Annotated in this window: 12 protein-coding genes; 9 read left to right on the top strand and 3 right to left on the bottom strand. The window is 36.0% G+C overall.

All coding sequences use genetic code 11. The features are described from left to right. Window positions 1-77: 77 nt before the first annotated feature. Complete coding sequence (locus GQ46_RS10945; RefSeq protein WP_044404947.1) at window positions 78-725, top strand: hypothetical protein; 648 nt, start codon at window positions 78-80, stop codon at window positions 723-725. Window positions 726-746: 21 nt separating this feature from the next. On the opposite strand, the gene GQ46_RS10940 is transcribed toward GQ46_RS10945, so the two are convergent. Both GQ46_RS10940 and brnQ read right to left on the bottom strand, forming a co-directional pair. Further along, complete coding sequence (locus GQ46_RS10940; protein ID WP_052503461.1) at window positions 747-1100, bottom strand: hypothetical protein; 354 nt, start codon at window positions 1098-1100, stop codon at window positions 747-749. Between the two features lie 93 nt (window positions 1101-1193). After that, a complete protein-coding gene (gene brnQ / locus GQ46_RS10935; RefSeq protein ID WP_044404944.1) occupies window positions 1194-2483 on the bottom strand; it encodes a branched-chain amino acid transport system II carrier protein in 1290 nt (429 codons plus the stop codon). Window positions 2484-2519: 36 nt separating this feature from the next. On the opposite strand from brnQ, the gene GQ46_RS10930 reads away from it, so the two are divergent. Together GQ46_RS10930 and GQ46_RS17440 are read left to right on the top strand one after the other, a co-directional pair. After that, window positions 2520-3299: an alpha/beta fold hydrolase gene (locus tag GQ46_RS10930; RefSeq protein ID WP_044401732.1), complete on the top strand. Its 780-nt coding sequence runs from the start codon at window positions 2520-2522 to the stop codon at window positions 3297-3299. A gap of 89 nt (window positions 3300-3388) precedes the next feature. Further along, the gene (locus GQ46_RS17440) at window positions 3389-3631 is read left to right on the top strand and encodes a hypothetical protein (protein ID WP_082041746.1); all 243 of its coding nucleotides are present in this window, start codon (window positions 3389-3391) and stop codon (window positions 3629-3631) included. On the opposite strand, the gene thiL is transcribed toward GQ46_RS17440, so the two are convergent. Next, window positions 3628-4674, bottom strand: coding sequence for a thiamine-phosphate kinase (gene thiL, locus GQ46_RS10925; RefSeq protein WP_044401728.1), 1047 nt, complete (start codon window positions 4672-4674; stop codon window positions 3628-3630). The two genes, GQ46_RS17440 and thiL, sit on opposite strands and share 4 nt — an antisense overlap. A 150-nt stretch (window positions 4675-4824) precedes the next feature. On the opposite strand from thiL, the gene GQ46_RS10920 reads away from it, so the two are divergent. From GQ46_RS10920 to GQ46_RS10895, 6 genes are read left to right on the top strand one after another with little or no spacing between them, the layout of a single operon-like run. Then, a complete protein-coding gene (locus GQ46_RS10920) occupies window positions 4825-6327 on the top strand; it encodes a choice-of-anchor B family protein (protein ID WP_044401724.1) in 1503 nt (500 codons plus the stop codon). A 10-nt stretch (window positions 6328-6337) separates the two neighbouring features. Continuing rightward, the gene (locus GQ46_RS10915) at window positions 6338-7708 is read left to right on the top strand and encodes a choice-of-anchor B family protein (protein ID WP_082041745.1); all 1371 of its coding nucleotides are present in this window, start codon (window positions 6338-6340) and stop codon (window positions 7706-7708) included. Between the two features lie 11 nt (window positions 7709-7719). Beyond that, the gene (locus GQ46_RS10910) at window positions 7720-9495 is read left to right on the top strand and encodes a choice-of-anchor B family protein (protein ID WP_052503460.1); all 1776 of its coding nucleotides are present in this window, start codon (window positions 7720-7722) and stop codon (window positions 9493-9495) included. Between the two features lie 35 nt (window positions 9496-9530). Beyond that, on the top strand, window positions 9531-10856 hold the full coding sequence (locus GQ46_RS10905; RefSeq protein WP_231567352.1) for a hypothetical protein: 1326 nt from the start codon (window positions 9531-9533) through the stop codon (window positions 10854-10856). A gap of 5 nt (window positions 10857-10861) precedes the next feature. Beyond that, window positions 10862-11641 (top strand): MbnP family protein, encoded by a 780-nt coding sequence (locus GQ46_RS10900; protein ID WP_044401721.1) that lies wholly within the window; start codon window positions 10862-10864, stop codon window positions 11639-11641. 46 nt (window positions 11642-11687) lie between these two features. Next, entirely contained in the window at window positions 11688-12713 is a 1026-nt protein-coding gene (locus GQ46_RS10895) for a cytochrome-c peroxidase (RefSeq protein WP_044401718.1), read from the top strand. Window positions 12714-12793 lie beyond the last annotated feature (80 nt).

Genomic DNA, 12793 nt, shown 5'->3' with positions numbered 1-12793 from the left:
TATACGGAAGTGTCTTTAAATAAATGAAAATTAAAAAATTAGTCTATTTTTACACAAAATGTTATATAATTAACAAAATGAAAACTATTGCTACCTGTGTTGAAGAAATTTTAGTAACACAACCCTTTCTTGAAGAAGCCTTGTCGCGAAGCATTATTAATTTTTCGGCATTAGCTGAAGAGTTGCAGACTCCTATTAGCGTCATGTTAAAAAAACCAGTGAAAACGGGTGCCATCATGATGGCTTTACGACGGTACAATCCGCCCAAAGACTTAAGGCATTCGACTAAACTAAAGGCTGTTTTAAAAAATCTAGGGGACATTACAGTACGTTCTCATTTGGTTGATTTCACCTTTCAGAATTCAAAAACATTAATTAACAGTCACAGCCAACTCATGGAAACCATAGACACCAATGCATTTTACGGATTTTCAAGAGGTATTCATGAAAGCAATATGGTGATTTCTACTTCCGAAAAACAAAAGATACAAGAGCACTTTAAGAATGAAACTATGATTGGATTACAGGAAAACCTATCAGCCATTAGTATTCGTTTACCAGAAAATAATTCGAAAATCTCTGGTTTGTATTATCAAATATTTAAGCGTTTTGCTTGGGAAGGTATTTCATTATACGAAGTCATTTCTACCACCAATGAGTTTACCGTTTTAGTGGAAGATCATGTTGTTGATAAGGCTTTTTCGGCTATAAAGCGGTTGAATTAAAGACTTAAACCTAAGCATGTTTTAACTATTTTTTAAAGATAGTTCTCCAGAACTTAAGGCTTCAGCATAGTTGGCTTCTACACGAACCATAAAACCGAAAAATTTACTGCCGTCTTTCTTTTTAAGAACAACATACGTTTTATCATTGTCTTTGGTTATGACTTCTTCTACGACCAATTCATTACCATAAACAGATTTATAACTTGGGGTATTCCCTCTTTTAACTAAGATATTGATCTGTGGAAAAGACACATGATTGTAAAATTGTCCTGATGGTTCATTTACGATTAACAAATCGCCTACTTTTGGTTGCTCTTGCGCATGAGAAAAGAAACAAATCGCTAAAGAACATACTAATAAGAAAATATTTTTCATGATTTTTGATGCATTATTTACAACATAAAGCTACTAATTAAAAGGTCTAAAAGCAACTTTTTAAAATTAATTTAACACGCAAAGCATCAAGACTCAATCTTTACGTTTCAGAGTTACATTCGCTAAAATAAAACCAATGCAGGTTGGCAAAATCCAACCCAAACTGTATTTGGCGAGCGGAATTATATTAATCAGGCTACTTAACGCTTCTGAAGGCATTAGAAAGTTCAAAACGTCTGGAATACTAAACAGAAAAGTAAGGCAGACTACTGCTCTAAAAACTAATGTTGAGGCCCATTTATCAGGAATAGCATTCAATAGAATTAGCACAATAGTTATTGGATAGATAAACAATAATACTGGCAAAGCAATAACAATTATAGCGTTGAAATTTAATTGTCCTACGACAACACCAAACACACAGGCAATAAAAGCGGTTACCCCATAAACAGTTTTAGAATCACGCATTAAACCCTTAAAATAATCTGCTGTACCTGTGACTATACCAACGGCTGTAGTGAAACAGGCTAAAGAAATTAATACACTTAAAACAGTGTTTCCAAAAGCACCTAAAGATTTAATACTAACGCCCCGCAATAAATAGGCGCGTTGCATGTCACTGCTTAAATCTTTATTTATATTAATTTCTGACCCATAAAATGCACCAACCGAAATTAATCCTGCATAAATGATAAACAATCCGAGTCCTGCTATTAACCCAGATTTTTTAATGAGCGCTTTTTTAGATTCAAAAGAAGCATCCGTCTTTATATTAATAGATATAATAATAACCGCTCCAACCACTACTGCCCCAATAGCATCAAAAGTTTGGTAGCCTTCTAAAATACCGCTAACGATGGGCGCTTCAAATTGGGAAGTATTCGTAATCATTTGAGAAGAACCCAACCCAATACCTATAACGATTAAAAGCATAATGACTATTAATGGCGTTAAATATTTACCTATAAAATTTAATATTTTTGATCGATTTAAAGCAAATACAAAAACCAAAATAAAGTAAATACTACTGGTTAATAGCGGCGAGGTACCAAAGGCGGGATGTATTGCAATTTCGTGAGTTGCAGCTGCGGTTCTAGGTGAAGGTATGGCTACAGCAATGAGGTAAATAAGGATACAGTAAATAAAACTGAAGACTGGTGATACTTTTTTTCCAAAATCAAATAAGGTGCCTTGTAATTTAGCATGAGAATAAATTCCTATAATGGGGATCACTACTGCTGTAATTACAAAACCTAGGATTACCCAAAACCAATCGCTACCCGCATTATAACCCAAAAGGGGCGGTAGCAACAAATTTCCTGCACCAAAAAATAATGAAAACAATGCAAAACTAGTTATTAAAAGCTCTTTGGTCTTATTCAAAACATTCAATTTATATTTGTCGAATATACTTTAAAAATGATTTTAGATTACAAAGGCATCACTATTTTTTATACAGACCAGGGCAAAGGTTCAGCAATCGTTTTATTGCATGGTTTTCTTGAAGACGCATCAATGTGGTCTGATTTAGTTGCTGAGTTATCACAGAAGCACAGAGTTATATGCATCGATTTATTAGGTCATGGAAAAACAGAGTCTTTAGGCTATGTTCACACCATGGAAGTCATGGCGACTGCTGTAAAAGCTGTTTTAAATCATTTAAAATTAAGAAAGCACACGTTTATAGGCCACTCCATGGGCGGTTATGTTGCATTAGCTTTTGCAAAATTGCATCCTGAAAGGATAAAAGGTTTATGCTTATTAAATTCTACCTATGAAGCAGATGACGCTGAAAGGAAACAATTAAGAACCCGAGCTAATAAAATGGTACAAACTAATTTTGAAAATATGGTGCGTATGAGTTTTACAAATCTATTTAGCGCCAAAAGCAAGCTAAAACACAAAGCAGCATTTGACGCTGCACTACAAATCGCACTTAAAACGTCCCTTCAAGGCTATATGGCTGCTCAAGAAGGCATGAAGTTACGTGAAGATCTCTCAATCTTCTTTGCTGAAGCGCCTTTTAAAAAAGCTATAATTTTAGGAAAAAAAGATTCTGTAATTAATGTTAAAAATACTTTAGAATTTGCTAAAAATCAAAACATTGAAATTCAGGTTTTTTCCGAGGGACATATGAGTCATATAGAAAATAAAACAGACTTTATTAAAGAAATCATGCATTTCATCGAAAAAACATAGCTTATTGGCGGAGATTTGTTTTTTTTGATTATGTTTAACTTCCTATTAATCACAACTATAAAAACTTAATCCTAAAACCTCCCTAAATTATGCAGATATATTGTAATATATTCGGTCACAAATTTGAAGTCTCTAAAAAAGTAACCTACCATGTTAAAGAATACAAATGTTGCCATTGCAGCAAAGAGTTGACGACCAATAGTAATGGTAACCTTACGCCACTAACACCTAAATACAAGGAAATTAATTCTATTTTAAGTCGCGTACACGCAAAACGCCAAGAACGATTACGCCGTGAAGAGCTATTAACCACTTATAAATTAAGCTCCTAGCTATCAAAATTCTTCCAACCTTGTGCTTTTAGTGGAATTTTAGTTTCTGCTCTAGTCACCAAATGTGCCCCAGCATTTTCTTCGGTTATAAAACCAATAACCGTTAAGTTAGGATTTGCTTTAATTTTCGGAAAATCCTCTTGAGATATAGTCATTAATAACTCATAATCTTCACCCCCACTCAATGCTACTGTTGTACTGTCTATATCAAATTCTTCGCAAGTTGAAATTACTTGAGGGTCTAAAGGAATCTTATCCTCATATAGATCACATCCTACACGACTTGCCTTACAAATATGTAAGATTTCTGAAGACAGTCCGTCGCTAATATCAATCATAGCTGTTGGTTTTACCTCTAAATCTTTGAGTAGTTTTATAATATCTTTTCGTGCTTCTGGTTTTAACTGGCGCTCCATGATATAAGTATAGGCATCTAAATCTGGTTGATTATTAGGGTTAACCTTAAAGACTTCCTTTTCACGTTCTAAAATTTGAAGCCCCATATAAGCCCCACCTAAATCTCCAGTAACAACCAACAAGTCATTAGGTTTTGCCCCACTTCTATACACCTCATCTCCCGAATTCACCTCTCCAATTGCTGTAACAGAAATTAATAATCCCGAAGTAGAAGACGTCGTGTCTCCACCAACCACATCAACATTATATATTTTTGCTGCCGTTTCTATACCCGCATATAATTCTTCTAATGCTTCTAAGGGAAACCGGTTGGATACTGCAATCGATACCGTAATTTGAGTCGCCTCTGCATTCATTGCATAAACGTCAGACAAATTTACCACAACCGCCTTGTAACCTAAATGCTTTAACGGCACATAACTTAAATCAAAATGCACCCCTTCAACCAAAAAATCTGTGGTAACTACGATTCGTTTGTTTTTCGGATCAATCACTGCTGCATCATCTCCAATAGCTTTTATTGTTGACTGTTGCTTTATTTCAAAATTGTTAGTTAAGTGCTCTATGAGTCCAAATTCTCCTAATTCACTCAAAGGCGTGCGCTGTTGGTTTTTATCTTCTATCATACTGCAAAAATAAGAAGCTTTATTACATAGCCCTTTAATTATAGATAATATTAATTTAAATAACATCTGTTAGTGTATTTTAACACAGATAGTCAGCATTTTATCGTTTTTTTATTATAATTTCGTCCAGTTCATTAATACTTAAACCCTATGTTAAAAAATTACGCTTTAGCAATTCTTATTAGTTTTCTGTTTCAAGGAACAGCATTTGCACAAACGCCTTGTGAAAACGGAATGGCGGGTATTTACCCTTGTAATGATTACGACTTAATGTCTAATTTACCTATTTCTACTTTAGCGACTACGCTGGGTACCGAAGAAGGTAGTGATATCTGGGGTTGGACAGACCCATTAAACGGCAAAGAGTATGCTATCGTTGGAACGACGAATAGTACTGCTTTTGTAGATGTCTCAGATCCCTTAAACCCAATTTTTTTAGGAAGAATTGAAACTGCAAACGGGAACACCTCTTTTTGGAGAGATGTAAAGGTATATAATAATTATGCATTTATTGTTGCAGATAGTGTTGGAGATCATGGTATGCAAGTTTTTGATTTAACGATACTTAGAAATGGAGTAGATGCTGATTTAACCTATGACGGGGCTCAAGTAATAAGATATACAGGCGATGGCGGAGCAGGAGACTTAGTCATAGGAAGTTGTCATAACATCGTAATAAACGAATCTGAAGGCATGGCTTACTTAGTAGGTTGTGGTTCAGCAAATGGAGGCGGCCCTATTTTCGTAGACATAACCAACCCTACTAACCCAACAACTCTAGGAGACTACACCACTGCTGGATATACACATGATGCACAAGTCGTTACTTACAACGGCCCTGATACAGACCATACTGGAAAACAAATCTATATTGGTAGCAATGGAAATACAGACAAAGTGGTAATCTTGGACGTTACTAATAAAGCTAATGTACTTCCTATTAATAGTTTTACTTACCCACAAACAGCATATGCTCACCAAGGTTGGTTTACAGAAGATCAACGTTACTTTGTTTTAGGAGATGAAGTTGATGAACAAAGCTTTGGAAACAACACAAGAACACTCGTTTTTGATATGATAGATTTAGATGCGGACTTTAGTAATACGGCATTACTTAACACCTATATGGGTCCTACTTTAGCAATAGATCATAACGGTTACGTGAAAGGAGATAAATTCTATTTGGCTAATTACAGAGCTGGAATGCGAGTACTTGACGTTCCAACACTTATTTCTTCAAATAATACCGCTTCAGAAATAGGCTATTTTGACACCTACCCGAGCAGTAACAGTGCTAATTTTAATGGCGCCTGGAGCATCTACCCATACTTTGCGAGTGGAAACATCATTATCAGTGACATTGAACGTGGTTTATTCGTGGTTAGACAGAGCAATACGCTTAGCACTATTCAATACGATGAAACAGGCTCCTTTTCACTATCACCAAATCCTACAAGCTCAGTCTCTGTTATAAAAAGCAACAGCAATTCGAAGATTAATAGTGTTCAAATCTATAATATACTGGGGCAAAAAGTCTATGAGAATAACAATATTAATACAAACGAATTCGTTTTACCTGTAAATAATTATGCTAAAGGCCTTTTTCTTATTAAAATAAACCACTCAAAAACCAAGAAATTGGTTATTAAATAAAATTACCTAAATGAAAAAATTAATTCAAATTAATGTATTCATCCTGTTATTTGTTGCCTCTTTTACCGGCTGTTCTGATGAGCCAATTTTAATAGGAGATACCGTAACCCCAATCGCAGATGCCGATGGAGATGGTGTACCCGATACGCAAGACAATTGTATTAACACCCCCAATGTTAATCAAGAAGATGATAACAATAATGGCATTGGTGATGTTTGCGAAAGCAATATAACACCTCTTTTACCATGCGAAAATGGCATGGCAGGAATTTATCCTTGTAGTGGTATAGATTTGCTTGCTATAATTGATGCAGTTACTTTAGGGGGAAGTACTCAAGCTAAAGGTAGTGATATATGGGGGTGGACAGACCCAAACAATGGAAATGAATATGCTTTGATTGGTCTAACTAATAGTACCGCTTTTGTAAATGTAACTGATTCAGCAAACCCTATCTTTTTAGGTCGTTTGAATTCTAATGAAGGAACTAGTGTTTGGAGAGATATAAAAGTGTATAACAATTACGCTTTTATTGTAGCTGATGGCAATCAAAACGCAAATCATGGCATGCAGGTATTCGATTTAACACGCTTAAGAAATGTGCCAAATATTCCAGAAATTTTTACGGCTGATACTATTTATACTGATGTTGGCGCTTGTCATAATATTGTTATCAACGAAAGTGAAGCAGTTGCCTATTTAGTAGGCTGTGGTGTAACCAATGGAGGCGGCCCTATATTTCTTGATATTTCAAACCCTCTTAACCCGACTTTCTTAGGAGATTATACCGCTGGTGGTTACTCTCACGATGCACAAGTAGTAACTTACAATGGTCCAGATACAGACTATTCAGGAAAGGAAATATATATTGGAAGCAACGGTAGTACAGATAAAGTTGTCGTTTTAGATGTAACAGACAAAACAAACGTTATTCCTATCAGTGAATTTTCTTATCCTCAACCTGCTTATACCCACCAAGGTTGGTTTACAGATGATCAGGCCTACTTTATTTTAGGTGATGAAGTTGACGAACAAACCTTTGGATTTAACACCAAAACCTTAGTTTTTAATCTCACAGATTTAGACAACCCTACATTATCGTCTACTTATACAGGCGTCACACCTGCGATAGACCACAATGGTTATGTAAAAGGAAATGAATACTACCTGTCTAACTATAGCGCTGGAATGAGAATTTTAGATATCACTAATATTTCTGCACCTACAAACAGTATGACAGAAACAGCGTTTTTTGATACTTATCCATCCAATGACAGTGCTAATTTCAATGGTGTCTGGAGTGTATACCCCTATTTTGCTAGTGGAAATATTATCATTAGTGATACTGAAAGAGGGTTGTTTGTCGTTAGAAAAAGTAATTAAAAATATAAAACGTGGGACACCAAATAAAATCTTTATTATTATTTATTTCATTTTCGTTACTAATAATTGGATGTTCTGACGATGAAAACTCAAAAAAAGTAGACAGCGATGGTGATGGTATTGAAGACCGCTTTGACAACTGTCCATCATTAGCAAATCCAAATCAATTAGACACCGATGCGGACGGCATAGGTGATGCTTGTGAAATAGATAGTGATGATGATGGTGTTTTAAATGATATAGATAATTGTATCTATTTAGCAAATCCAGACCAAATAGATATAGATAACAACGGTATTGGTGATGCTTGTGAAGTTGATACAGATTTGGACGGCTATCCAGATCAAAGTGACAACTGTCCTACCACAGAAAATCCAGATCAGGCAGATGTAGATAATGATGGTATTGGAGACGCTTGTGATAATGACAGTGACAACGATGGAATACCAGATGATTTAGACAACTGCTTAATGGTAGAAAACCCAGAACAATTAGACACCGATAATGATGGTTTAGGGGATATGTGTGACGACGATGACGATAATGATGGTGTTTTAGACACCTTAGACAACTGTCCACTTGTAAGTAATTCAGATCAAGTCGACTTGAACGCTAATGGTGTTGGTGACAGCTGTGAAAATTTTACGCCTTTAGCGCTTTGTGAAGGAGGTATGGCTGGAGAATTTCCTTGTAGTGGTTATGATTTATTATCTACTATTGGAACAGATGTTTTAGGAAACTCTGCAGCTGCTGAAGGTAGTGATATTTGGGGCTGGACAGATCCTTTAAATGGAAATGAATATGCTATTATCGCACTAACCAATAGTACTGCCTTTGTAAATATCGCAAATCCTACAAATCCCGTATTTCTTGGAAGAATAGAGACCTCTGCCGGTACTAATTTCTGGAGAGATGTTAAAGTGTATAATAATTATGCATTTATTGTTGCTGATGGTGTTGGTGAGCATGGCATGCAGGTTTTCGATTTAACACGATTAAGAGATGTTTCTAATACACCACAAACATTTACTGCAGATGCTATTTATAATGGCGTTGGAAGTTGTCATAATATTGTAATCAATGAAAGTGAAGCGGTGGCTTATTTAGTAGGTTGTGGTTCTACAAATGGAGGTGGCCCAATTTTCGTAGACATTTCAAACCCTATGAGCCCCTCCTTTTTAGGCGATTATACGGCCGGTGGATATTCTCATGATGCGCAAGTGATTACTTACAATGGACCTGACTCAGATTACTCCGGCAAAGAAATTTATGTTGGGAGCAATGGGAATTCGGATAAAGTGGTAATTTTAGACGTTACCGATAAAACAAACGTTATTCCAATTAGTGAATTTACGTATCCTCAAACAGACTATGCGCATCAAGGATGGTTTACAGAAGATCAACGTTATTTTATTTTAGGTGATGAAACCGATGAACAAGCATTTGGTTTCAATACAAGAACTTTGGTTTTTGATTTTAATGATTTGGACAATCCACAACTATCTTATACTTACACTGGACCAACAGCTGCAATAGATCACAATGGCTATGTTAAAGGCAACGAGTATTTTCTTGCAAATTATAGGGCAGGATTGAGAGTACTTAATATTTCAAATATTGGAGCCGCTTCAAATGCTATGACAGAAACTGGGTATTTCGATACTTTTCCTGAAAATGATAGCGCCAATTTTAATGGAGCCTGGAGTGTCTATCCGTATTTTATAAGTGGTAATATTATAATAAGTGATATTGAACGTGGCCTAATAATTGTAAAAAAAAGTAACTAGTAGCGAATATGATGTTGTCTAAAAAAATAGTTCTTTTGATTCAAGTTTTTTTTGTAATGCTTTCAAGCTGCAAAAAGGATGATGATGCTTTGGCTACTCCAACTCCAGAAACAACCATCTCTGGCGCTTTAAATTTTGCAAGAATCTACGGTGGCACAAAAAACGAAAGCGCCCAATCCATTGTAAGCACTTTAGATGGTGGCTATGCCGTTTTAGGTTTCACACAGAGCATGGATGGTGATATAACAGATAAAACAAACGAAAGCTATGACTATTGGCTTTTAAAATTCAATTCAGAAAGTGAACTCCAATGGAATAAAACCTATGGTGGTACAGCAGACGATCGTGGAAAAGATATTATTCAGACCCAAGATGGTGGTTATGCTATTTTAGGATCTAGTTATAGCAACGACCAAGACGTTAGCGGTAATGCAGGTCAGGAAGATTATTGGATAGCTAAGCTAGATGCCTCAGGCACCATTTCTTGGCAAAAGTCTTTTGGGTATTCTGGAACAGATTCTGGTATTTCTGTTATTCAAACAAGCGATGAAGGCTACTTGGTCTCAGGAGTTTTAGATGTGACTGCTTCAGGTGGTGAAGGCAATACCTCTAAAAACAGTAACAAGCATGCTGGTGGCGACTATTGGGTTTTAAAGCTCAGTGCTTCCGGAGACCTCCAATGGAGCAAGTTCTTTGGTGGATTGTTTACAGATACACCCGAAGGTATTATTGAGACAGATGACAATGAATTCATTATCGCTGGTGGTTCAGATAGTGCAGACACAGACATTTCGAACAATAAAGGATCTTATGATTTTTGGGTTATTAGAGTATCTGCTAATGGTAGTTTAGTATGGGAAAAGTCGTTTGGAGGAGACGAGATTGACGAAGCCAGAGCAATCACAAATTCTGGAGATGGCAATTATATTATCGCTGGAGATACCAGAAGTATGGATCAGGACGTTTCTAATAATATAGGCGCTGCAGATTTATGGCTTATTAAAATTTCACCAGCAGGTGAATTACTTTGGGAAAAAACCATAGGCGGCACTAGTTTTGACGTTGCAAGAGCTATAGTTAAAACTCAGGATAATGGTTTTCTGTTGGCTGGGAGCTCAAGAAGTTCAGATGTTGATGTCAGTGAAAATAAAGGTCAAAATGATGCCTGGGTTTTAAAAGTGAATAGTAACGGAGTATTGCAATGGGAAACTACCGTTGGTGGCTCTAATATTGATTTCGCTTATGGTGTAACCGAACTAAACGATAGAACAGTCGTCGCCGTTGGAGAAACCTCTAGTAATGATGGAGATATTATAGGAAACAAAGGTTTTACAGACCTTTTAATTATAAAAATTAAATAATAAAAATGAAAAAGACTTTCACCCTTTTTGTAATGTCAACTCTTATTTTATCTTCATGCAATGAAGATAACGATGACAACATAGTTTTAAATACTCAAGCAAAAACAGGCTTTAGTTTTTCTCATGATTGGGATGGAACAGCAATTACAAGTTCAGATTTTGAAAATACAGCCTACACCAATGCTAATGGAGAAGTAATTACCATAACACGATTGCGCTATGTTATATCATCTGTAACATTTACAAATGCAAGCGATGAAATTACTACTATTGATGGTCATAAGTTAGTAGATGTTACTAATGATGATTTAGACTATAATCCTGAGATAGAAATAGCCACAGGCGTTTATTCTAACGTCTCTTTTACTTACGGTTTAAATCATGAAGATAATATTGACGGCGCATACACAGATTTAAACGCTGCAAACTTTAATGTTCCCGCCATGCTAGGCGGTGGGTATCACTATATGCAATTTGATGGAAAATACAGCAATGCTACAGTAACAGACGCTCCGTTTAATTATCATAATATTAGAGCAGCCAATATGGGTGCTAACCCAACATTTCCAGAGCAACCAACGTTTATTACTGTAGACTTAGGACCAATGACCATCGCTAATGACATTGCAATTGAAATAAAAATGAATGTGGCAGAATGGTTTAAAAATCCTAATACATGGGATTTAAATGTAGATAATCAAACATTAATGCCTAATACTAATGCACAATTAAGGATGAATCAAAACGGACAAAATGTTTTTAGCTTAGGTGCTGTAACCCAGTAAATACTTGAAAAACGCGTATACATATATACTATTAATTGTTTTTGTTATGGCCTGCTCAAAAGAGAATAGCCCAGAAACAGAAGTGTATGAACCTACACCTCAACCCATAGCAATCCCTGCTATATTTGAGCAAAATATTATAGCACCAGTTATTCCAAATAACAATCCACAGACTGTTGAAGGTGTTGCATTAGGGAAAAAGTTGTTCTTTGATCCAATTTTATCTGATGATGAAACGATGTCCTGTGCCACCTGCCATAAGCCACAAAATGCCTTTACAGATAATACGGCTACAAGTGACGGTATTGATGGTGTTTTTGGAATAAGAAACTCAATGCCACTGTTTAATTTGGCTTGGAATTATGGAGAGCGTTTTGCATGGGACGGTAAAGAACTAAGTTTAGAACGCCAAGCACTAGAGCCAGTTCAAAATCCCATAGAAATGCATAGTGATTGGGAGGACGTCATTGCCAAATTAGCAGCACATCCAGACTATCCAGAATTATTCCGACTAGCATTTAAAACCACGACAATCACTAAAGAATTAACAACCAAAGCCATTGCACAATTTGAACGTACACTGATATCGGCGAATTCAAAATTCGATAACTACTCATTAAGTCAAGCCTCGTTAACACCACAAGAACAAAATGGATTAAATGTGTTTTTAGACGAATCGCGAGGCGACTGTTTTCATTGCCATGGTAACCCTAACAATCCGTTATGGACAGATAATGACTTCCATAACAATGGTTTAGACGGAACTTTTTCAGATTTAGGTTTAGGCGGTGTGACAGGAGATCCAAACGATAATGGCAAATTTAGAAGTCCGTCATTGAGAAACCTAGAATACACCGCACCCTATATGCATGACGGCCGTTTTGAGACTTTAGATGACGTTATTAATTTTTATTCTGAAGGCCTTCAAAATTCCCCAACCATAGACCCTTTAATGAAAAAAGTATCAGAAGGCGGTGTCCAACTTTCCCCGCAGGACAAAGCAGATTTAAAAGCCTTTCTTTTAACATTATCCGACCCTTCTTTTCTTACTAATCCTGACTTTCAGAATTAAGCCCAGCCCAGGAAAATAATTCATAGGAAAAACCTATGGTTACATATGCTAATATAATGCTAGATTACATTGTTGTAATT

The sequence above is a fragment of the Lacinutrix sp. Hel_I_90 genome (assembly GCF_000934685.1).
Taxonomy (GTDB): domain Bacteria; phylum Bacteroidota; class Bacteroidia; order Flavobacteriales; family Flavobacteriaceae; genus Lacinutrix.
Note: the sequence above shows the minus strand (reverse complement) of the source record. Positions and strands in the feature narration are given on the sequence as shown.

Excerpts from the sequence above, each read along its gene's own strand:
- GQ46_RS10915 (WP_082041745.1), top strand. The coding sequence starts at position 6,338 with ATGAAAAAATTAATTCAAATTAATGTATTCATCCTGTTATTTGTTGCC.
- GQ46_RS10940 (WP_052503461.1), bottom strand. The coding sequence starts at position 1,100 with ATGAAAAATATTTTCTTATTAGTATGTTCTTTAGCGATTTGTTTCTTT.
- GQ46_RS17440 (WP_082041746.1), top strand. The coding sequence starts at position 3,389 with ATGCAGATATATTGTAATATATTCGGTCACAAATTTGAAGTCTCTAAA.
- GQ46_RS10900 (WP_044401721.1), top strand. The coding sequence starts at position 10,862 with ATGAAAAAGACTTTCACCCTTTTTGTAATGTCAACTCTTATTTTATCT.
- GQ46_RS10920 (WP_044401724.1), top strand. The coding sequence starts at position 4,825 with ATGTTAAAAAATTACGCTTTAGCAATTCTTATTAGTTTTCTGTTTCAA.
- thiL (WP_044401728.1), bottom strand. The coding sequence starts at position 4,674 with ATGATAGAAGATAAAAACCAACAGCGCACGCCTTTGAGTGAATTAGGA.
- GQ46_RS10930 (WP_044401732.1), top strand. The coding sequence starts at position 2,520 with ATGATTTTAGATTACAAAGGCATCACTATTTTTTATACAGACCAGGGC.
- GQ46_RS10895 (WP_044401718.1), top strand. The coding sequence starts at position 11,688 with ATGGCCTGCTCAAAAGAGAATAGCCCAGAAACAGAAGTGTATGAACCT.
- GQ46_RS10945 (WP_044404947.1), top strand. The coding sequence starts at position 78 with ATGAAAACTATTGCTACCTGTGTTGAAGAAATTTTAGTAACACAACCC.